Annotated in this window: 17 protein-coding genes and 2 pseudogenes; 3 read left to right on the top strand and 16 right to left on the bottom strand. The window is 64.4% G+C overall.

Going from position 1 to position 22,066, the window contains the following annotated elements:
• Window positions 1–1,670: 1,670 nt before the first annotated feature.
• From ACVIGB_RS39940 to sfnG, 8 genes are all read right to left on the bottom strand, one after another.
• Window positions 1,671–2,888 (bottom strand): Fic family protein, encoded by a 1,218-nt coding sequence (locus ACVIGB_RS39940; protein WP_456718545.1) that lies wholly within the window; start codon window positions 2,886–2,888, stop codon window positions 1,671–1,673.
• 1,002 nt (window positions 2,889–3,890) lie between these two features.
• Entirely contained in the window at window positions 3,891–5,087 is a 1,197-nt protein-coding gene (locus ACVIGB_RS39935; RefSeq protein WP_456718546.1) for an acyl-CoA dehydrogenase family protein, read from the bottom strand.
• A gap of 22 nt (window positions 5,088–5,109) precedes the next feature.
• Window positions 5,110–5,898, bottom strand: a complete 789-nt coding sequence (locus ACVIGB_RS39930; protein WP_456718547.1) for an ABC transporter ATP-binding protein — start codon at window positions 5,896–5,898, stop codon at window positions 5,110–5,112.
• 58 nt (window positions 5,899–5,956) lie between these two features.
• Window positions 5,957–7,288, bottom strand: coding sequence for an ABC transporter substrate-binding protein (locus tag ACVIGB_RS39925; RefSeq protein ID WP_456718548.1), 1,332 nt, complete (start codon window positions 7,286–7,288; stop codon window positions 5,957–5,959).
• 26 nt (window positions 7,289–7,314) lie between these two features.
• Window positions 7,315–8,358, bottom strand: coding sequence for a branched-chain amino acid ABC transporter permease (locus ACVIGB_RS39920; RefSeq protein ID WP_456718549.1), 1,044 nt, complete (start codon window positions 8,356–8,358; stop codon window positions 7,315–7,317).
• A gap of 3 nt (window positions 8,359–8,361) precedes the next feature.
• Complete coding sequence (locus ACVIGB_RS39915; RefSeq protein WP_456718550.1) at window positions 8,362–9,252, bottom strand: branched-chain amino acid ABC transporter permease; 891 nt, start codon at window positions 9,250–9,252, stop codon at window positions 8,362–8,364.
• Window positions 9,252–10,160: an ABC transporter ATP-binding protein gene (locus tag ACVIGB_RS39910; RefSeq protein WP_456718551.1), complete on the bottom strand. Its 909-nt coding sequence runs from the start codon at window positions 10,158–10,160 to the stop codon at window positions 9,252–9,254. The genes ACVIGB_RS39915 and ACVIGB_RS39910 overlap by 1 nt, the downstream gene beginning before the upstream one ends.
• 24 nt (window positions 10,161–10,184) lie before the next feature.
• The gene (sfnG, locus tag ACVIGB_RS39905) at window positions 10,185–11,285 is read right to left on the bottom strand and encodes a dimethylsulfone monooxygenase SfnG (RefSeq protein ID WP_456718552.1); all 1,101 of its coding nucleotides are present in this window, start codon (window positions 11,283–11,285) and stop codon (window positions 10,185–10,187) included.
• 825 nt (window positions 11,286–12,110) lie between these two features.
• Between sfnG and hisN the strand changes: the two genes are divergently transcribed.
• The 3 genes and pseudogenes from hisN to ACVIGB_RS39890 form a co-directional block, all read left to right on the top strand.
• Entirely contained in the window at window positions 12,111–12,902 is a 792-nt protein-coding gene (gene hisN, locus ACVIGB_RS39900) for a histidinol-phosphatase (RefSeq protein ID WP_456718553.1), read from the top strand.
• Between the two features lie 145 nt (window positions 12,903–13,047).
• The gene (locus ACVIGB_RS39895) at window positions 13,048–13,533 is read left to right on the top strand and encodes a DeoR family transcriptional regulator (protein WP_456718554.1); all 486 of its coding nucleotides are present in this window, start codon (window positions 13,048–13,050) and stop codon (window positions 13,531–13,533) included.
• Between the two features lie 71 nt (window positions 13,534–13,604).
• Window positions 13,605–13,820, top strand: a pseudogene (locus tag ACVIGB_RS39890) (hypothetical protein); the annotation flags it as partial.
• Window positions 13,821–13,955: 135 nt separating this feature from the next.
• Here the strand turns inward: ACVIGB_RS39890 and ACVIGB_RS39885 are convergent.
• The 8 genes and pseudogenes from ACVIGB_RS39885 to ACVIGB_RS39850 form a co-directional block, all read right to left on the bottom strand.
• Window positions 13,956–14,245 (bottom strand): annotated as a pseudogene (locus ACVIGB_RS39885) (IS5/IS1182 family transposase); the annotation flags it as partial.
• A 185-nt stretch (window positions 14,246–14,430) separates the two neighbouring features.
• Window positions 14,431–15,318, bottom strand: coding sequence for a terpene synthase family protein (locus tag ACVIGB_RS39880; protein ID WP_456718555.1), 888 nt, complete (start codon window positions 15,316–15,318; stop codon window positions 14,431–14,433).
• Window positions 15,315–16,865 (bottom strand): hypothetical protein, encoded by a 1,551-nt coding sequence (locus ACVIGB_RS39875; RefSeq protein WP_456718556.1) that lies wholly within the window; start codon window positions 16,863–16,865, stop codon window positions 15,315–15,317. The genes ACVIGB_RS39880 and ACVIGB_RS39875 overlap by 4 nt, the downstream gene beginning before the upstream one ends.
• A gap of 280 nt (window positions 16,866–17,145) precedes the next feature.
• On the bottom strand, window positions 17,146–18,144 hold the full coding sequence (locus ACVIGB_RS39870) for a polyprenyl synthetase family protein (protein WP_456724966.1): 999 nt from the start codon (window positions 18,142–18,144) through the stop codon (window positions 17,146–17,148).
• A gap of 134 nt (window positions 18,145–18,278) precedes the next feature.
• Window positions 18,279–19,622, bottom strand: coding sequence for a cytochrome P450 (locus tag ACVIGB_RS39865; protein ID WP_456718557.1), 1,344 nt, complete (start codon window positions 19,620–19,622; stop codon window positions 18,279–18,281).
• Window positions 19,622–20,467 carry an SDR family oxidoreductase gene (locus ACVIGB_RS39860; RefSeq protein ID WP_456724967.1) on the bottom strand — a complete coding sequence of 282 codons (846 nt, stop codon included), beginning with the start codon at window positions 20,465–20,467 and terminating at the stop codon, window positions 19,622–19,624. The genes ACVIGB_RS39865 and ACVIGB_RS39860 overlap by 1 nt, the downstream gene beginning before the upstream one ends.
• Window positions 20,454–20,762 (bottom strand): ferredoxin, encoded by a 309-nt coding sequence (locus ACVIGB_RS39855; protein WP_456718558.1) that lies wholly within the window; start codon window positions 20,760–20,762, stop codon window positions 20,454–20,456. Before ACVIGB_RS39855 ends, ACVIGB_RS39860 begins: the two co-directional genes overlap by 14 nt.
• Window position 20,763: 1 nt before the next feature.
• Window positions 20,764–22,053 (bottom strand): cytochrome P450, encoded by a 1,290-nt coding sequence (locus ACVIGB_RS39850; protein ID WP_456718559.1) that lies wholly within the window; start codon window positions 22,051–22,053, stop codon window positions 20,764–20,766.
• Window positions 22,054–22,066: the final 13 nt, after the last annotated feature.

Genomic DNA, 22,066 nt, shown 5'->3' with positions numbered 1-22,066 from the left:
AACACGATAACGCATCCGGGACGAATCTGAGACTTGAGCCCCGTATCCGGCCGGGGATGAGCGAACTCTTCTGCTGGTTCTGCTGGTCACCGCCGGCACTCGACGATGCCGATGATCGGTATGTCGATGATCATCAGCAACATGATGGTCATGCCGTCGAACAGCATGTTCATAGTGCCGATGATCGGTTGATCATCGGGTATCTGGCACGTCGGCCTCGGCCCCGATCGGCGTCCAATTCAGTCAGGTCTCCGCCGCGCTACGTCACGATCCGGCTGGTAGGCCGGTCCGAGAGAATCCTGTCGTCCAACGCGATCGAAAGCCTCGTTCTCGATCACCAGAAGCGCGACATCTGCTTCACCGTACCATTTGGCTCTTCGTCACTGCGTCGGTAACTAACGCTAGCAGTCTGACAACGGGACACGCCGCCGCACTTTCTGAGGAGAGTCAGACTTCTGCTCAACAGACTTATAATCTTCGTTCGCTGAGCTCGAGATTGCGCCTGACGAGCCCGTTCGTCGATCGCGCGTCTGGCCGCGGGAAAAGCGTCCAATTCTGCTGCAGCGGCGCTGTTGGGCCAAGCCGCTCCCTCTTGCGGTCCGTGTCAGGAACCTCGCTTTTCGAAGAAGCGGCCCTCGTAGTCCGCGCTGATCGTACAAGCCTGCCAAGCGTCAACGACGATGCGGGAGGCCAAACCGCAAGGATCTGCGGCGGTCACTTCCTCCGGCTCAACTAGACCAACGAAATGCAACCCGGCATCATAAATGGCGGTCGACCAGTCCCGATAGATCCTAAGAACCTTCCGGTTGAATATAGCACAAGGTCTTGATGCTTCTGGACCACCTCTACGATCCCACTCTTCAGCCCGGGGAGGCATCACCTGCCTCACCAACGCCATAAGCCCTTCATCCACAGTTCTCACATCGGCGCCGTGTCCATGCCGCTTGTGACTCGCTCTGCCTTCCAGAAGCTTAAGCTGGAACGCCGCCGGCGATCCTGACGGGACGCTCGTTCGAGGCTTCGTCAACGAATCCTTGGGAAATCGCCAGAGCCGAGGTCTCGAAGGCAACGGATTCTTTCCGATGAAATGAACCGGCGCCGCCCTTCGCCGGAACGTTTCAAATTGTAGCGATCGTTTGCGGCACTCGTTCAGCGCTGCCGGCCAATCCTCGAAGCACACGCGAGAGCTTCTCCCGCGCACGAAGAAACTTTGCCGCAGGCGACGTGCCTAGCCGGCGCCAAAAATGGAAGTGCGACGTGTCCTCGGCCCATTCAAGCATCTGCAGGCGGAAACTGCCTTATCGGGACTGCCACGTAATCGTCTCAGGACCGGAAGATCCGGCGGGCCCGGGCACCGTCACCTGTATCGACGTCGAGACCGGCACGTTCGTCGGTAACGCTCGGATCGCCGATCGGTACGATCGTCCGATCGGGGACGAGGAAGTTACGCGGATGGTCGGGGGAGCATACCGATTGGCCTCGATCGCGGTGGATTTGGAGACGGATCTCCTGTCTCGCCGCAGCAGGCGCATTTCGGATATCCTGCGGACCCGCCGACGTCGCTGGCGTCGCCGCTGCCGCGCCCGACTGCACGCTCTCGGCTGATTTTTCGCGCCGCCCGCGTCTTGCAGGGCCGAACCATTAAAATCTTGGGCACGAATGTAGCGAGATCACGGCCACTTCGGGCCGGCCGAGAAATCATCCGGATCAGGCTCGTCCGGATCGACCTCGGTAAGGATGGGTTCTTCGCCGAATGGACGATTGATGATGGCGAGAGCTTCGGGAGCAGCATAGACCCGGTTGCGCGCGTAGCCGGTCCTCTCTTGCAGAATACCGGATTGTTGTAATTGCGCGATGGCCTGGTTTATCTGCGCAGGTGAGATATCGAGTAGTTGGCCGAGCCGCTTCGCCGTCACGACGGGATAATTGTGAAGTTCGTCCAAGGCTCGCATGGCCGCAGATCCCTTTCGGAATTTCCGGCGCTCCCTCCAGCGCTCGGACAATTCCGACAGCGCCGTCCGCGTTCGAATGAGTTCTTCGACGGTACCGGTCACGGCCTCGGCCATGAATGTGATGATGGGCTCCCAGTCAAGTCGTTGTTGAGCGTCCTTAAGCGAAGCGTAGTATGTGCCCTTTTTGCTTTCGATGTAAGGCGAAAGGTACAGAGGCACATGCTTCTCCGCCGCCATCATGAGCGGAAGTAGAAGGCGACCGACACGTCCATTGCCGTCGCGGAAGGGGTGCACCGCCTCGAAATGGGTGTGTGCGATCGCCATGCGCGTGATGAACCCTTGCGTCATCTGCTGCATCCCCTCGTTCCGAAGGTAGTCGACCGTTTGGGCGAGGCAGTTGGGGACATCGGCAGGAGGCGGAGGGTTCAGATTTGAATACGCGATGTCCTTGTTTCCGCCGATCCACACAACCCGGGTGCGGAGGTCGCCGGGAACATCCTGGTAGTCGGGATCGTCCTTCATCACAGCGCGATGGAGATCCTTGATCAGGTCCATCGTGAAGACGCTATAGCCGTTCCTGGCGGCCCTCGGGATGAAGCCATCCAAGGCAACGGCGTAGTTACGGACTTGGCGCGCTTCGTTCCGGGCGCCATCGTCGCCCGTCTCCTCGACCGACAGCAATTCGTCGAGTGTGCTCTGGGTGCCTTCGATCGACGACGAACTGATCGCCTCGCGTCTGGTCAGGACCCGGCTGACGATGTAGGGGTCCTTCATCTGGACCGCTATGGCGTCGACCTTGCCGAAGGCCGCTTGAGCGGCTTCCACGGCCTTGGTCGCTCCGGGGGCGAACACGCCGTCCTCCGGCGGCGCTGGCGGGACGATCCCATAATGGGAATCGTAGGGCGGGGGCAGCCGCCTCAGGGTCTCGCGGATCATGTGGCTGAGATCGCTACGCTTCATGGGAACCCATACTAAGATGCCGGACTTCCGTTTATATTTTGGTTTTTTGAAAAAAGCCATAACGTGGCGAGATTTCAGGGACCCTTGTTTTGGTTTTCAAGGAATTGACGGTTCCAACTCGGCTCCAATGTTCACGGTATGATCCAGTGAGATAGCTTCCGATAGACCCGGGAGCTGGCGTATGTCGCCCCGAACAGATGGAAAAGCCGGCTGCGGCCGCCGCAATCGGCAGAAGCGTTCCAATATCGCCCGCGGCCGGGCCGAGGTGATCCGATTGCTTCGGAGTAGTGTGGCAGGCGATTTTCGACGATGCTGGCACCTACACTGGGGCCCCCGCCAACCCCGCCCGAGCGCCGCGCCTCTGCGACATCAACCGGCACCTGCTGCGCGTCGGCTGCCATCGACGTGGTCGCACGGTCGACATTCAGAAAGCCCATTCGCGAACGAGGGCCAACAGCCGTCTTCTTCGTGACGGCCGCTCAGCCGAGCGCAGGCATCGTCGAGGAGCCGCTGGCCGACCTCCTGCCAGACCGACTCGGGACCGTACAGTCGTAGCGCTAGCGCCGGCGCCCGCCGGTCCTTCGTCCGAATCCTGGATGTCCCGATGGCGCCATTACATCATCTGCCCCTCTCTCGGGAGGCCCTCAATAGCGAGTTCGGGAAGGCCGGAGATGATGCATATCCTTATCGACCTCAATATTGAACCAAAATGGCGGATCCAATTATCGCCAACAGGATCGCTCTTGATCTCGGACGCGCCCTACCTGCCATTCGACAGATAAGGCTCCGTTTAAAGCGCCTTGAGAAGACGGCGGGAGTTTTGCTGTGGACATGGACGCCGCTGGTCTGATCGAGACCGTCGACCTCCCGACAGCACACGTCCCGGTCGCTCTAGCATCGCCACCGGCAATGGAAAGCTATTCCACAAGAGAGACATCTCATGCGCGCCAAGGTTGGCAATGTTCCCCTAAATTTGACTTACTCTCCCCCCTCGTAGAAGAGCTCCAGCGGCAGACCGACCAGCGACTTTCCGATCCAGTCGCGCGCGATGACATTGGAGGGCCCCATCGCGATCGCTGCACGGGCGTCGCGATAGGCGCGCTCGATCGGACCGCGGTGATAGCCGTAGCCGCCCGTCACCGTCAGCGCCGTCGCCGCGACCTTGTTGGCGACCTCGGCGGCATGCACCTTGAACTCGGTCAGCGGGATCAGGATTTCGCTTTGCGGCTTGCCGGCACGCCAGAGCGCGTCGAGCTTGCCCGCGAGTTCGTTGCGCCACGGCCGCAGCGTCTCGACCAGCACCTTGGCTGCGCCGAGCTCCTGGCGGATTGCCTGATAGTCCGACAGGCTCTTGTTCCTGTCCTTGTGCACGAAGCTCGTGGTGTGGGCGATCGCAGCGTTCAACGCGCCGCGTGCGACGCCTTCCCAGACCGCGCCGAGCCCGATCAGATAGACCGGGGACACGCCGTCATAGATGATCTCCTTGCCCTGCCCTTCGGCACCGAGCCGGTCGCGTTGCGGCACATGCACATTGCTGTAGCGGATCGCCCCGGAATGGTTGGCCCGCACGCCGAGCGCATCCCAGGGCCGGGACTCGATCCCCTCCGCCTTGCCGTCGACGATGAAGAAGATGATGTCGGCCTGATCCTTGGCGCCCGGTGTGCGCGTCTGCACCACGTAATAGTCGGCCTGGCCCGAGCTCGTGGTGAACGACTTCTCCGCGTTGACGCGATAGTCGTCACCGTCGCGCGAGGCTTCGGACAGATTGTACCACCAGTGCCCGCCGGTGGCGCGTTCGCTGGTCGAATAGGTGCCGAGCAGACTGCCATTATTCGCCTTCAGCCAGCGCTCCTTCTGGTCGGCGTTACCGAACAGATTGATGGTCTGCGCCGCACCGACATGCATGACATAGACCAGGCCGGTGGAGGCATCGGCCTGCCCGATCCGGTAGGCGGCTTCCGCGAAGTCCAGATGGCTGAGGCCGAGCCCGCCGAACTGCGGCTCGTTCAGCACACCGGTCCAGCCGGCCTCCGCCAGCGCGCGAAGATTCTCGCGCGGAAAGCGGCTCTCGCGGTCGTTGCGGTCGGCATTCACCTTCACCGTCGCGTCGATGGCGGCATCGAGCCTGGCATAAACGTCGTCGTCGATCTTGCGTGCGAGATTGTCGTTGGCCATGGTCAGTTTCTCCGGGTTGCAATCATGCGACAGCTTCGCGCGGCTGCCTCCGGCCCTGATCGCCCTGCGACGATCCGCCGAGATAATGGGTCTTGATGTCGGCGCGCTGCCGCAGTTCGGCCGCGCGGCCGGCCAGCACGCTGCGCCCGTTCTCGAGCACGACCGCGTGGTCGGCAAAGCGCAGCGCCACGGTCGAATTCTGCTCGGCGACCAGGATCGACAGTCCCTGCTCGCTGTTGAGCTGCTGGAGCGCGCGAAAGATTGCCTCGACGACCAGTGGCGCGAGGCCCATCGACGGTTCGTCGAGCAGCAGAAGCCGCGGGCGCGACATCAGGGCCCGGCCGATCGCCGTCATCTGCTGCTCGCCGCCCGAGGTCAGTCCGGCGAACGTGCGGCGATGCTGCTTCAGGCGCGGAAACAGCCGATAGATGCGATCCAGGTCTGCAACGATCTCCGCCCGGCGCGCATCGCGCCCCATGGCGCCAGTGATGAGGTTTTCCTCCACCGTCAGCGAGGCAAAGCAATGCCGCCCCTCGAGCACGGGCACGAGCCCGGCGCGCACCAGCGTCGCTGCCGAGGTGCCGGCGATTTCACGGCCATCGAACACGATCCGCCCGGCGGTGATCTGGCCGCGGCGGGCAGTGAGCAGCGCCGAGATGGCCTGCAACGTGGTCGACTTGCCGGCGCCGTTGGCGCCGAGCACGGCGACGATCTCGGCGCGCCGTACGGCAAGCGACACGTCGCTGACTGCCGCGATCGCGTGGTTGTAAGTCGCGGCCAGGCCTTCGACCGAGAGCAGCGGTTCACTCATCTGTTGATCCATAGTCTTGAGGGACGCGGGAGCCGGATAGCTCCCGCGCCTGAAGGCGTCAGTTGCTGACCGCCTCGTCGCCGGCGGTCCGCACCTTGATGCCGTGCTCCTTGGCATAAGCGGCGGCCGACTTCTCGATGATCGGACGCAGGAAGGCCCAGTCCGGTGCGATCCAGCCGGAGACCACCTTCCATTTGCCGCCGTCCCACTGCTGGAAGGTGACGCGGCCGTCGCCTTCGTGATTGTCCCAGGTGACGTTGATCGAGTGGAACAAATCCTTGGCGCCGAGCGCTTCGACCCGCGCCGGATCGAGCTGAAGGTGCTCGAAGCCCCAGCGCACTTCGTCACCGGTCAGGGTGCGCTGGCCGAACTTCTTCTGCGCGATCCTGATCGCCTCGACATTGAGGATGCCGTTTACGATTCCCAGATTGTGGTAGACGCTGCCGATCCGCTTCTTGTCGTCGAGATTGCCCTTGCCGGCGCCGTAGACCGTCTTGATCACCTCCTGCAGCACCGGATATTGCTCGCCGGATGCCTGCGTCGTGATCGCGATATAACCCTTGGCGGCGTCGCCGGCCGGAATCACGTCTTCCTCGGAATTGGACCAGACGTTGCCGATGATGTGGTCGGCGGGGAACCCGACCTTCTGCGCGGTCTTCAACGCCACCGGGTTCATCACGCCCCAGCCGCGCAGTACCACGTAATCGGGCTTCGCCCGGCGGATCGACAGCCATTGCGATTGCTGCTCGTTGCCGGGGTGCGGGACCTCGATCTGCTCCAGGCTGAACTGATACTTGTCGGCCAGCAACTTGTAGATCGGGATGGTCTCCTTGCCGTAAGGCGAGCCGTGGTAGAGCACGACTAGCTTCTTGCCCTTCAGCTTGTCCACCCCGCCCTCGCGACTCGCGATGTAGTTCACGATGCCCGAGGTCTCGCTGTAGGGATTGAGCAGCAACGGGAAGACGTAGGGAAACACGCGACCGTCGGTCGAATCGGTGCGGCCGTGATTGATGGTGATGAGCGGCACCTTGTCCTTGGTGATGCGGTCGATCATGGCATAGGCGATGCCGACCGACAGCGGATTCCACGCGGCAACCCCGGGCCGCCCCTTCAGCCGCTCATAGACCTCGACGCCACGCTCGACTTCGTACTGGGTCTCGCCCTCGTCCCAGGTCAGCTTGACGCCGTTGACGCCGCCGTCGCGGATGTTGATCAGGTTAAGATAGTCGATGAACCCGCCGAAGAAGCCGGTGCCGCCGGCCGCATAGGGGCCGACCCGGTAGCTTTGGAGGGGAAAAAACTGCTCGTCGGCCCGCGCGGCAGGTACCCCCGCCAGCACCGAGGCGACCGCCGCGGCGAAGACAAATTTCAGATATCTCGATTTAATCATCTTGAACTCTCCAGTGGTGCGAAATGTCATGTGTTGCTGATGGCGGCCGGCCGCGTGACGGCGCGCCAAAGCCGGTCCCACAGCGCGATCAGGCCGCGCGGTTCGGCAATCAGGAAGGCGATGATGAGCGCGCCGACGACGATGCGCTGGCTCATCTCCAGCACGCCCGAATCGAACACGCCGCCAAGCAAGGCCGCGCCGGCGCGCGACAGGATTAGCGGAAACACCACGATGAAGGCGGCGCCGAGAAACGCGCCGCGCAGCGAGGCCAGCCCGCCGATGATGATGATGAACAGGATCTGGAACGAGCGGTCGAGATTGAAGCCGGCCGGCTCGACGGTGCGCAGATAGGCGAAGGCCCACAGCACGCCGGCGATACCGATCAGGAACGAGGAGACGCCGAAAGCGAGCAGCTTGGTGCGTAACAGCGGCACCCCGATCACCTTGGCCGCGATCTCATGGTCGCGCACCGCGATGAAGTTACGGCCGCTCTGCGAGCGCAACAGCCGCAGCGTCAGGAACGTCGCGACGACGACGACGCTCAGCGAGAACAGGTAGCGCCCCGCCGGGCTGGTGAAGGCGAAGCCGGCCACGCTGAGCACCGGGGCGTCGATCACGCCGGACGGATTGTCGTTGGAGAACCAGCCGAACTTGGTGAGCGCCCATTGCACGAAGAACTGCGCGGCGAGCGTCGAGACCGCAAGGTAGAAGCCGCGCAGCCGCAGGCTCGGCAGCCCGAACACGATACCGATCGCGGCTGCGATCAGGCCAGCGAGCACCAGATCAACAAGCAGCGGCAGCTGCGGCAGCCGAAGGTGAAGGTTGTAGGTCGCATAGGCGCCGACCGCGAGGAACGCGGCGGAGCCCAGCGAGACCTGCCCGGCATAGCCGGTGAGCACGTTGAGCCCGACGGCGGCGAGCGCCAGCGCCAGGAACGGCGTCAGCACGGCATCCAACAGGTAATCCGAGCCGGCGAACGGAATGACGCCAAAGACGATGACCGCTGCGGCGATGATTGCGATGGTCCCAATGCCGGGCGGGAGCCGTCCTGCTGATGATGCGTTGCTCATCGCCTAGACCCTCTCGACCAGCTTCTGCCCGAACAGCCCCGACGGCCGCACCAAGAGCAGCACCAGCGCCACGACATAGGCGGCCCAGGCCTCGATGCCGCCGCCGAACAGCGGCCCGACATAAACTTCGGCGAGCTTCTCGATGGCGCCGATCAGAAGTCCGCCGATGATCGCGCCGGCGATCGAATCGAAGCCGCCGAGCACCAGCACCGGCAGCGCCTTCAGCACCACCAGCGACAGCGAGAACTGCACGCCGAGCCGCGCGCCCCACAGCAGCCCGGCGACCAGCGCGACGATGCCGGAGGCGGTCCACACGCTGGCCCAGACCCGCGGCAGCCGCAGGCCGACGGCCAGCGCCGCGAACGGATCATCGGCGACCGCGCGGAACGACAGCCCGGTGCGGGTGTAGCGGAAGAACAGCGCGAACAGCGCCACCAGGCTGCCCGCGACCGCCGCGGCGAACAGGTCGAACCGGCTGATGAAGACGCCTGCGATGTCGAGCGGCACGTCGCTGATCCCGAGGTCGAGGCCGTGAACCTGGGTGCCCCACAACAGCTGCGCTACGCCTTCGATCACATAGGACAGCCCGAGCGTCGCCATGAACAGCGTGATCGGCGGCTGGTTGACCAGCGGCCGCAGCACCGCGCGCTCGACGCTGACGCCGAGCACGACCATGGTGGCGAGCGTGATCAGGAACGCGAGGGGAAACGGGACGCCGCGCTCGATCAGGCTGACGAAGGTCAACGCCGCGAACAGCAGCATCGCGCCTTGCGCGAAGTTGAGGACGCCCGAGGTCTTGTAGATCAGCACGAAGCCGATCGCGACCAGCGAATACATCACCCCCGACAGCAGGCCGCCGACCAAAACCTCGATCAGGAACTGATAATCGAACATCAGACCGCGAGCTCCGTGACGTCCTGATGCGCGACGCCGAGATAGGCGTCGATCACGGCCTGGTCGGCCCTCACCTCGCCGGGCGAGCCGTCGGCGATCTTGCGACCGTTGTCGAGCACCGCGATCCGATCAGAGAGCCCCATCACGACGCCGATGTCGTGCTCGATCAGCACGATGGTGGCGCCATAGCTGTCGCGCGCATTGCGAACGTGCTCGGACAACTCGAGTTTCTCGCTCAACGTGACGCCGGCGAACGGCTCGTCCAGCAGCAGCAGCGTCGGTCGCGCCACCAGCGCACGCGCCAGCTCGACCCGCTTCTGCAAGCCATAGGGCAAGGTTCCGGCGGCGCGCTCACGGACGTCGCCGAGATGCAGGAAGCCGATGACGTCCTCGGCGGCGGCGCGATTCTCCGCCTCGATCCGGCGCGCCAGCGGCGAGCCGATGATCTGGCGCAGGAAGCCGGCGCGGACACGATGCGCGAGCCCCATCAGTACATTGTCGAACACCGACAGACCCTTGAAGATCGCGAGGTTCTGGAAGGTGCGCGCGACGCCGTGCGCCGCAAGCTCAGCGGTCGACACCTGGGCGAAGCCGCGCTCGCCGAACCAGACCTGACCGCGGTCGGGCCGGTAGAGCCCGCTGATGACGTTGAGCAGCGAGCTCTTGCCGGCGCCATTGGGCCCGATCACGGCACGGATTTCACCCGGCTCCACCGCAAGATCGACGTCGCGCAATGCGGCGACGCCACCGAAGGTCAACGCGATGTCGCTCAGCGCCAGCACCGGCCGCGCCACACGATCCGCGGCCGGCGCCGCCAGCCGATCGTGAGCATTGACGGTCACCGTTTGCCGCGCCTTGCCTTCCGCTGGAGCCGCCTCCAGCGCAAGGACGCCGACATTTGTCCCCATCGCCGTCACGTCGCGCGACCCCCATCACTCGGCTGCTTGGGCGTGCGCAGTGGCCTTCGCCTCCAGCGCACGGACCAGCGGAATGACGCGGCGGCCGAAATATTCGACCTCCTCCTGGAAGTGCAGGAAGCCGAGCAGCACGAGATCGACGCCAACCTCCTTCAGCGCGACGATGCGCTGGGCGATCTGTTCCGGCGTGCCGATCAGATTGGTCTTGAAGCCGTCATTGTACTGGACGAGATCCTCGAAGCTGGATTGCGCCCAATTGCCCTGACCTTCAGGCGAGGCCTTGCCAGCGTTCTTCACCTCATGCCCGAACGCGTTGACCGCCTCCGGATCGGCCTTGACGATGATCTCGTCGAGCACGGCGCGCGCCTCGGCCTCGCTGTCACGCGCGATGGCAAAAGCGTTGACGCCGATCTTGACCGAGTGATTGTTGGCGTGCGCCTTCGCCCTGATGTCGTCGACCTGCTTCTTGATTTCCGCCACCGAATTGCCGTTGGTAAAGTACCAGTCCGACACCCGCGAGGCCATGTCGCGTGCGGCGCGCGAACTGCCGCCTTGGAAGATCTCGGGCAATGGATGCGCCGGCTTCGGCTTCAGCGTGTAGTCCGAGAAGCGGTAGAAATCGCCGCGGAACGTGAAATTGTCCTGGGTCCAGATTCCGCGCAGCGCGCGGATGAATTCTTCGGAGCGGCGGTAGCGCTCGTCGTGGTCGAGCCAGGGCTCGCCGATCGCGGCGAACTCGCCGCGGAACCAGCCGCTGACGATGTTGACGGCGACGCGCCCCTCGGTCAGCTGACTGATGGTCGCGATCTGCTTGGCCGCGACCGCCGGATTCCAGGGGCCGGGCAGCAGCGCCGCGATCACTTTCAGCTTTGTGGTCGCGGCGAGCAAGGCGTGGCTGAAGGCGACCGGCTCATGCTGGAACTCGGCGCCGTATCCGGCGGTGAAACGGATCTGACTCAGTGCATAGTCGAACCCTGCCTGTTCCGCGATCTGCGCAAGACGGCGGTTATAGTCGATGTCCCATCCGGTTCGCTGCTCGATCTTGCTGATCACGAGGCCACCGGAAACATTTGGAACCCAGTAAGCGAATTTGACCTGATCATGACTGGTCGTCATTTGAATTACCTCAAACGTTGGACGTGAAGGGGTGAGGAAGGCAGCACAAAGCGTTCGCGCGGGCGCCCATCCAGCGGGTTACAGCGCGGCTCATGCGAGCTGCCGGCAGATTTGAACTAGGGGAAGGGTGGCCGATCAGTATCCGTGATACGCGCCGGCACACGCTCGCTGCGTTAACAACACACCGTTCGACACGATGTCAGCGGCGCGGCGCGACTTCGAGATCGATCAAATGGGCCATTGCAAGTCATCCGCATTCCCCTCGCAGGCAGCATCGGCGAACGATCAATAGTCTCAGAGAAAGCAGAGACGAGCGAGTCCAAGGCAATCTCTTTTTCAGCCAGTCCGGGAAAGCGGTATTCTTTTGTTGATGCAAAATGCGTCGTTTGATGCTGAGCGGTCGATTTTCTTCGGATTGAACGCGCCGCTAAACACCGAGCGACGCTTATAGCGCGCTGGCAATGCGTCTAGCCCCGAGCCTTGCTGCTCCATTCGGTAAGGCGAACATGCATGCGCGAAGAGATGAGGTGCCGAATATCGCGGACCAATGTGGGTTTTGCGCGCCTCCCGGAAGTGTCGGCAAGTTTTTCCCAGCGACTCATAATTGCCCGACGAAGCCAAAGGCAATTCTCTGTCGAAGCCAATATCAATTACCGCATGGTAGGCCCGAGTGGCCGTCCGGTTAGAGATGCGAGCAATAATCGAGATGGCTTTTTTTGTTTTTGGGTTTCTGCGTGGCAACCGAAGCCACGGTATCAAAAGCGATATGGCAATATGTGTTTTTGTGCCTTAAGCTGGATCGGTAATGCTCAGGAGGTTGCCAGCATGGATGGTGCAGACTCGATGTCTGATTTGGTCGATTTCGCGTTCGAGCTCGCCGGAAGCGCAGGTGCTCACGCCACCGAATTGTTTCGACGGCCGATAGACATCAACACGAAGGATGACGAGAGCCCCGTTACGGAGGCAGATCGGCGTGTCGAGAAAGCCATCAGAAAGGCGATTTCCGCTCGATTTCCAGAGCATTCGATTTTCGGTGAAGAATACGGGATCCAAGGTGATCTCGATTCGCCTACGTGGGTGGTCGATCCCATAGATGGCACGCGCAGCTTCATTTCCGGGTCTCCGCTTTGGGGAACGCTGGTCGCGCTCGCTATCCAAGGGCGTTCACAGATTGGCGTCGTCGAGATGCCCGCATTGCGGGAACGCTGGACGGGCGCAACCGGCCTGGGTAGCTGGTTTGTCAACTCGAGCGGCATTCGCACAAAATGCCAAGTTCGCGACTGCCGGCGCCTCGCCGACGCGAACTTCTACACCACGTCGCCCCTCTATTTTGCAGAATCAGAACGCGATCAAATCCTGGGCATCAGCCAAACTGCCCGGATGTGTCGCTTCGGCGGCGATTGCTATAATTATGGGTTGCTTGCATCGGGACACATCGACCTCGTCATCGAGACGCGGATGGAGCCTTACGATTTCATGGCGCTGGTGCCGGTGATCGAAGAAGCCGGCGGCATTGTCACCGACTGGGAGGGCAAGCCGCTCACGATTACCTCCGGCAAGCGGGTCATCGCTGCAAGCACGGCAGAACTTCACGCCGAAGTTCTGCCGTTGCTCTAGAAACGATAGAAGCGCGGCTGAGTCGGTCAGTTACGTGGACGGATGGGCGCCAGCATCATGTCGGTTGGACGCATCGAGCCTATTGTCGTATCGCGCTATGGCCCGAAGCCGACGATAGAAACTGCTAAGATACTGGGGAGCATCTATGTGGCAAGAGGAACGACGGCGTCACATTCGATCGATGTTGGCAACGTTCGGCACGCTAAGCGTTGATCGGCTGACGGAAGATTTTGGAGTGTCTCTCGAAACGATACGCCGCGATCTCATGGAAATGAAAGAAAGCGGAGAACCCCGCCGGGTCCGCGGCGGAGTCGTTCCGTTTGCCAAGGACAAGGAGGCTCCCTGCCAATTGCGCACTGCCGTACGTAGCCGCGAGAAAAGAGCGATTGCCAGGGCAGCGGCAGCAATGGTCGAGGCCGGTCAGACGATCCTTCTCGACGCGGGAAGCACGACAACCACCCTGGCCCAACGCTCAGCTCAGATGGAAGGGCTCATTGTCGTCACCAATTCTCTGAATGCCGCCAAGTGCTCAACTTCCGCGGGTGATTGCACGCAGCGCGGAAACAGAGGTGTGATCCTGGGTGGGGACGGACGATCCGCCCGCAACGCTCGGGGCGATTACCGTCAATGAGATAGCACTCGCTACCGAGAAGATTTAGCGATGGTCTCTCCGTTCGGTCTCGATGCGACCGCGGGTGCGATGAGCTACATCCCGACGAAATAGAGACAGCGAGAGCGATGTTTGATCATGCGCGGAAGCGCGTTATTCTCGCCGACTATTCCAAAGTGGGTGTCGTTAGCCGGGTTTTATATTGCGCGCTGGTAGACGCAGACTGCGTGATCGTCGACGTCAGGGCCCGTCAGAACGCCATGTTTCCGCAACTGTGCTCAGTCAATCCGAACGTAGTTGTCGCTTAGGGACTGCGGCGCATCGAGAGGCACGTGAGGCATTTCCTCCATCCCCAACATACCTAGATTCCAAATTTGTAAAAACTTAGCGACCGCTTGCGGCTCGCGCCATTGTGCCGCCATCGAATTGCTCAGAAGTGAGCGGAGCGCGTGTCCGATGTAGCGGAGCGCCGTGCTGCCTTCGCGATACAGCCGCGCACCCGGATCGCTCGTGGACACGTGCGTGTGGTTGCTGGCGATTGTCCGCGGAAGTCGCTGCCGCCCTCGTCATCGCCGTCCTTCTTGAAACTCTTCTGCCCGGCTCAGGCCTAGATCAACGTGCCATCCACACTGAAATGTTCGCCCGACAACCAGCCCCGGTCATTGGCGATCTCCACCGCTTTGTTGAACAGCGCGATCACCGCATCGTGTTCGATCAATCGCTCGCAGTTCTTGCAACCTTGGCCGGCGCCGTTTGCCGACCCAGCACGAGGTCCAGATGGCCGTCCTTAAGCCGGCTCAGGGCGCCGTGTCGCTCATGTTCGCTCCGTCGGTCGCATCGGGCGACGGCGTTGCGCCGGATCGGACCGACGGCAGTGCGTGCACGCCATCGCCTCCCGCGCGTTCAAGCCGGCGCACGCTAGCCTCCCCCCGCGGCGTCGCTGCGGTAGCGGCTGGTCGAGGTCTGGTAGTACTGGGCGTGGATGGCCGCCATGGCCTCGATCAACGCTCCCCACGGCGCGGGAAAGCGTTCTTCCGCCATCAGCCGATACAACATGCGCGTATGGCCGGCCAGCTCGTCGTTAAGGAACTCCACGACAGGCATAGCCGGATAGCGCTGCAGCAGCAGGATCGCCGCGTTGCCGGCCTCGCCGGCCAACCTGTCCTTGTCCCGTCCATGCAGATCGTTCTGCAGGCGCCCTATCGCGGAGATGAGCCGCAGGACCTGGCGAAACGCCGGACGCGCGCGCAAGGTCGCCATGTCCAGCCCCCACAGCAACGACAGGCAACAGAACACGTTCGTGTAGGCGATCGAATCGATGCCGTTGTGCAGGTACTCGGCGTAGGACCAACGTTCCGCGTCTGCCGTCTGCGCCTGTCCGGCGCGCAGCGCCGCGCAGTAGCGCCGGGTATCGTCGAGAAGCTGAGCATAGTCGCGACGATCGTAGGCAAGCGCAGCCAGCGAAGCGCGCAGCACAGCGCAGCCCTCGAATCCGGGGAGCGCGCACGGCTCGCCCTGTCCCAGCGCCTGCTCCACCGCGGCGAGTTGTTCCGGCGCGATCAGGCCAAGGTCGTTGCAATCGTCGAGCCAGAACAGCAGCGCCAATTCGCGATAGAACGCCACGATCAGCGTTTCGTCCTGCGGATCGCGGCCGGTTCGGGCGCTGATTTCGCGCAGGCTCGGGTGGATGCGCTGCAGGATGTACTGGCCGCCCCTGACGGCTTCCATGGCATGCTCGTCGGCGAACCCGGTCAGGGAACGCCCCCACTCCAGCACCTGCTGCAGCGCGCCTTCGGGCTGGATCATGGCTCCGCTCCTGCTCCCTCGGCCAGGACCCGCCGCTCCCAACGAAGCGCCAGCCACAACCCGGCGAGTTCGGCCACACGCACGACCCGGGTGGGGCAATACAGTTCCTTGCCGATCCACAGCGGCGTTTGCGGCAATGCATGCGCCGCATGGCGGGCGAGCATCCAGTCCAGCGCACGTGCGACCGCGTGCGCGATGCGCCAGCGCCCTGTCGGCTCTTCGCTCCCGTCCATCACGCGCAACGCGAACAGCGCATAGGCGGTTTCCTCGAATGTGGACGCGCGACCGGCGCCCCAGCCGCCGTCGTCACGCTGCGCCTGTAGCAGCGCCGCAAGCGTGCGCTCGTCGCGCCACTGCGGCTCGCCTTGCGCCAGCGCAGCGAGCGCATGCGCAGTGGGATACAGCCACGAAACGTGCCATTTTTCGTTGTCCCATAGACCTTGCAGGTTGCGATTGGCCTCGACGTAGGCGCTGGTGCCGGCGGCGGGCTTTCCCAACAGCCGCAAGGCATGCAGGGCATGGATGTTGGTCGACACCGAGGCATTGCGCTCGCCGGGGAAGGTGGCGAACAGCTCGCCGATTTCGAAATGGCGCAACGCATCGACCGCCGGGTCACGGCCAGCAAGTCGCAGGACGCACAACGCAACCGCGGTGTCGTCCGCATCGGCCGCGAAGTGCAAGGCCGGGCCCAGACCGCGCCCGCTCAGACGCGCGTCAAGCTGCGCGACGATCACGCGCACCGCCTCGGCGAGCGCGGGATGCGCGAACAGCCCGGCCAGATGCAGGGTGTACAGCGACCAGCATGGCTCGAACACATTGATCGGCCAGACGTTGGGAACGACCCCTTCGATGCCGCTGCGCGTCGCCCGCGATGCCGTCTGCAAATACGCGTCGGCGCGCCCGACCTGCGGCGTGCTCCTCTGTGTCACGGCGTGCGCGCGCCACGCGGCGGTGGCCGCCGGACTGATGCCGATGCTGCCGTCCTCATCCGGGAGTGCGGTGGTCGGCGACGTCCCCCAGGCTTCCCAGGAGTGCAGCAACGGATGGCCGCTCGGCAACGTCGTCACCGCCGCTAGCTTGACCAGGCGCGTTTGCCGCAACGGCAACAGCGCCGGGTGGCGCGGAAACGCCATGCCGCCCAGCAAGGATACGGCCTCGCCGCAACACTGCGGCAGGATCAGCTCCGCGGCGATCGGCGCGTCTTCCGGGACCGCATGCGCGTAGGGATCGGGCTGGCGCTGGAGGAACCGGGTTGCGGCCTGGACTGCGTCGGCAGCGCCGGGAAGAGGATAGGCCCGCTGCAATGCCAGCAATGCCGCCCACGTAGGCGCATGGCGGAACAGCGGGAAGTCCGCGCTTCCCCATCCGCCATCGGCCTGTTGCTGCGCCATGAGCCACGCGTATGCATCCTGCCGACCGGTGACGTTGCCATGGAACCGCAGAGCTCGCGCCGTGTCGTAGACGGACGGACCGACGCTGCCGCCATCGCTCATCTCGCTCAGCAGGCGACGCAATTCGGAGAGGATCTGTTCGGACAGCGCGTTCACGCGGGATGCTCCTTCAGACGGATGGGCAAACGTCGCGCGCATGTCGCCGCAGGGCGTCGCTTAGGCAGTGCCGGACGGCCGCCCTGCTCCGGCGCGGCGACCACCCCAATGCTGGCGCCGGCCCGCCGCATAGGCTTGCGGGCAGCGCGCCCGCGTGCGCCGCGGCCGTGCCGGGCAACCGCTGCGATCGGCGCCGGAGACTTCGCACATAGTGCAGCATGCACCGCTGCCGCCGGCCGATCGCAGCGGCACAGGAGCGTCTCCAAGCGGACGGGCACGCTCATGCGCATGGCGCGTGCTTGAACAGATACGCGTTGGCCCGCTGCAGGATTTGCGCCAACCGTTCTGCACGCGGCCCCAGCGGCGCGATGGCCTCCCCGGCATCGCGCAACAGATCCAGCGCGAACTGGCGCGCTGCCTGCAGTCCCATGATCGACGCGCAGGTCGGCTTCTGCGCCGCCGCGTCCTTGCCGGGGGTCTTGCCCAGCGTCGCGGTATCCGCTGTCACGTCGAGAATGTCGTCGATCACCTGCAACGCCAGGCCGAAACAGGCGCTGTAGCGATCGAGCGCACAGTACAGCGCAGCGTGCGCGGCATCCTCCGCGATGGCGCATAGCGCGCCCATGCGAACGGACGCACGCACTAGCGCTCCGCTCTTCATCCGGTACATCGCCACGATCCTGTCCAGCTCCACGTGCTTTCCGACCAGCGACAGATCGATGGCCTGCCCGCCTGCGGCCCCCTCGGCGGACACCGCCTGCGCCAGTTCGCGCACGAGCGCGATACGGTAGTCGCCCGGCGCATCCAGGCTCGCCAGGGTCAGGAAGGCGTGCGCCTGCAGCGCATCTCCGACCAGGATCGCAGTAGCTTCGCCGAACTTGACGTGCACGGTCGGTAGGCCGCGACGAAGCACGTCGTCGTCCATCGCGGGCAGATCGTCGTGGACCAGGGTACAAGCGTGCATCATCTCGATGGCGGCGCCGACGTCGTCGAGCATGTGCGCCGGCGTGTCGGACAGTGCGCCGGCCGCCAGGCAGAGCAAGGCACGGGTGCGCTTCCCGCCATGCAAGGTGGCGTAGCGCATCGCCGTCATCAGCTCGGTCTCACCGTCACGTTCGGCGCAGAGAAGGCGCGCAAGCACCTGTTCGACCCGCTTTGCGCCTTCCTGCATCCAGATCTCGGGCAGCAGCCCGCCGGATGCGCCGCGCGCCTGTCCGCCCAATCCGCCGAGCGCGGAATCACCAGTCCTGTCGTCCTGTGGCGTGGAACCGGTCTGCATGTTGTTCATGTCCTTGTTCCTGACAGGCGAGCCGCCGAGGTGTCGTCCGCGTCGCACCGTGCGCGCGCGGCGAGTGCAGCAATGCCGCGCGTCGCCGGCACCGCTGCCTCGCCACAGGGGCATGCGGTGCCAGCTCATGAGAATCCGATGCGGATAGTCATGGACGGATGTGCGGTCGGGTAATAGCGCCGGCCTTTTTCGACGCTGCTCAGCAACCGCGGCCGCACCCCCGCCTCGTGCATGGTCAGCGCCAAGGCGATGCAGAACTGCACCAGTTCCAGCCATGCCAGGTGGTAGCCCATGCAGACGTGTGGGCCGGTACCGAATTGCAGCATGTCCACCGGACGGATCGGCTCGGTGCGTTGCAGCCACCGCGCCAGCCGAAACTGATCAGGTGCGTCATGCAGCAGCGCCGAGGTCGAGAAATGCAGCAGCGGGATGCACAGATCGGTGCCCGCGGGAATGCGCCGTTGGCCGAGTCGCAATTCACGCACTGCGCGACGCACTAGGAGGGGCGTCGGCGGATGCACGCGCAGCGTTTCGCGGAACAGCGCCTCGGCGACCGGACACTGCGCCAGGTCCGCGTGCCGGGTCGGCACCGCGCCCACGCGTTGCGCCTCCTCGACCAGGGCGTCCCACAGCCCAGGCTGCCGCGCCAGCTCGATCACCATCCAGGCCATTGTCGAGGCGGTGGTGTCGTGCCCACCAAGCAGCAGCAAGCGGATATTGGCGACCAGGACGTCATCGGTAAGCGCATCGTCGCTGCGATCGAAGTCGCTCACCATGTCGTTGATTAACCCGGTGCGCGAGACATGTTCGCGCGCGGCGCGGACGAACTCGCGCAACCGCGCATCGATCCAATCGCGGGCGGCGCGACCGCGCCGCAAGGGCAGCCCGGGCAGGTCGACCGGGGGCGCGACGATCAAGTGCAACAGTTGCCGGTACTTGCGATGCCATCCCGGCAGGTCCTGCGCGGGGATTCCCATGAGACTGAAGATGAGCTTGAGCATCAGATCGCCGGTTTCACGCAGGATGGTTACGTCGCCGCGGTCGCGCCACCTCTGCACGCGCGCCCGGATGACGGGCGCGAACAGCTCGCCGATGCCGGCCTGGGTCAGCCCCTTGGGCAGGAGCGCCGCCTGGATCGCATCGCGCGCCTGCCGGTGCGCGATGCCGTCCTGGGCGACCAACGTTCCGCCAAACAATTCGGGCGCGATGTCTTCGATCAGCGCCGATGACACGTCCTTGTGCCGGAGCAGTGCGAGAGCATCCGGGTCCAGACTAGTCATCAAGTGTCCGGCAGGGCCGAAATCCAGCCAGAATTGGCTGCCCAGCGTCCGTTCCGCGCGCCGCAGCAGGCGCGGCAGGTCGCAGACGACGGCGGGAAGATGCCCGACCAAGGGGAAAGCACCCGGCACGACCGGGATGTCGTGCCGCAGGCGATGCCGACGGTTCAGCGGGTTGAGCAGCATGTCCATCAGCAGCGCCGCGACGCGTCCGCTTCGGCGGTCTTGCCGGAAGGCCGCGCGGCGCGGCTGTTGCCACCATCGGCGTACGTCGGCACATGCGCCAGCATGCCGCCGTCGATGCACACGACTTGGCCAGTAATGAACGCAGCATCGTCGGAGAGCAGGAACGCCACCAGCGCGGCCACGTCTTCGGGGCGGCCGACGCGCGGCAGAAGCTGGTGCCGGCGCAGATGCCCTTGCATGCACTCGTCCAGCTTGGCAAGGAGACGATCGGTCATGATGAGACCCGGCGCAACCGCGTTGCAGCGGATCTGCGCATGACCGTACTGGGTGGCGAGCGAGGCGGACAGCATGTTCATCGCCGCCTTCGACGCGGCGTAGGACGTCTGCGCGGTGTCACCGCTGAGCCCCTGGCACGACGACATGTTGACGATCGCGCCACCACTGCGGGCGATCATCCGTGGGATGGCCTGCCGGCAGCAGAGCAACGTGCCGCGCAGATTGGTCGCCATTGTCTGATCCCAGACCGCCAGGTCCAGGTCGAGGATCGCGCGGTCGCGCGGAGTCAGGTGCATGGCGCTCGCGTTGTTCACCAGCAGGTCGACCCCACCGAAGTGCCGCTCCGCCGTTTCGAATAGCGCAGCCACCGCCTGCGCATCGGCGATGTCTGTGGCCAAGGCCAGCGCGTGGTCCGCTTCGGATGCAATTTGCGCGGTGCAGGCGATAGCCGCCGAGCCATCAATGTCGGCGACCACCACCCTGCCTCCCTCGCGCGCGATAGCGAGGGCGCATGCCTTGCCGATGCCGGCGCCGGCACCGGTCACCACGGCCACCTTGCCTTCAAACCGTCCCATGGTGTCCTCCTGGATGGCGTTGGTCTCTTGCGGCATGCCGCTCGGCCTCCGGTGGAGAAGGCGGAGGGTCGGCGCTGCCGCGCTCGTCATCGCCAGCGTCGCTTTCGATGACCCGAATGGCGGCGACTGGGCACTGGCTCGCCGCGAGCCTCACGGCGGCGTGCAGCGCCTGCGGGACCGTCGCCACGCACACTTCGGCCACGCCGTCCGATTCGCGCTGGCGAAAGGTGCCCGGCAGCGTCAGCACGCACTGCCCGCTGGTTCCGCACAGATCCTGGTCGACCACGACGCGCATCTCAGCTCCGCTGCGCATGCATCCGCACCGGCAGCGCGCGGAACGTCCGAAGGAATGCGGAGGGCTCCCGGGTCGGCTGCCCGGCCAATGCCAGCGTGGGGAAACGGGCCTGGATCCGCGGCAGGCTCTCGGCCAACTGCACCCGGGCCAGTTGCGCACCGAGGCAGAAGTGAATGCCGTGGCCGAAGCTCAGCATGATCTGCCCGTCGGTCGACATACCTGGACTGGTGCCGTAGAACCGCGCCGGATCGAAGCGATCGGGATCGGCGAAGGCGTCCGGGTCGCGATTGCCGGACGCGATCAGCACGCGCACGTCCGCGTTCTTCGGGATCACCACGCCGCCCAATTCGATGTCGCGCTGGGCGATACGCGGAATGGAGCTGAACATCGCGGGCGCGTCGCAGCGCAGGACTTCTTCGACGAACGCCTTCACCCCCACGGCGTCTCCCTGCAGCCAGTGCCTCTGTTGGGGATACGCCAACATCGCCAGGACCGCATGGTCGATGGTGGCAGCAGTGGTGGCGAAGCCGCCCAGCAGCATGCCCCACAACATGCTGATCAACTCCGCATCCGACAGCGTGCCGGCATCATCGTCGTGTGCGCCGACCAGCATCGACACGATGTCGTAGCTGGGATCGGTGCGCTTGCGCTGTATGAGGCCGCCGAAGTAGGCCTTCACTCTGGCACTGGCCGCGTCCGCCGCGGCGAGCTGGGGATCGCTGGCGTGCGGGCTCAGGCCTTCCAGAATGGCGCCGATGCCGGCGGCGAGTCCGAACATGTCGTCCTGGGGCATGCCAAACAGTTTGGCGAAGACCAGCATCGGCAAGGCCAGCGCGAATTCCCGATGCAGGTCCACGGCCTCCCCGCGCTCCAGTGCGGGCGCCATGCCGTCCAGGCGCGCGGCGACGATGCGCGCGATGCTCGGCCGCAGGTCGTCGATTTGGCGCATGGTGAAATCGCGCGAGATCAGCCGGCGCAGACGCGTGTGCGCCGGTGGGTTCTTCATCGCTAGCGTGGACGCCAGCAGATTGAGCGACAGGCTGGTCGCCGCATGCGGGAAATAGCGCGCCAGTTCGCCTGGCGCCGGTCCCAGAAACGCATCGCCCGTGGCCTTGAGCGCCCAGTAAATGTCGGCGTGACGGCTCAACAGAAAGAGGCCCGACGCCGCGCGATGCACCGGATCGTGCTCGCGCAACCACCGCATGAACGGATACGGGTCGTGGATGCACGCCGGCGACGCCAGTTCGGCGAAGGCGTCCCGGTATGCTGCCCTAGTTTCTTGCACGTCCATCCTGATTACCTGT

The organism is Bradyrhizobium sp. USDA 4341, from assembly GCF_054063755.1.
This window is presented reverse-complemented; position numbering and strand designations above follow the sequence as displayed.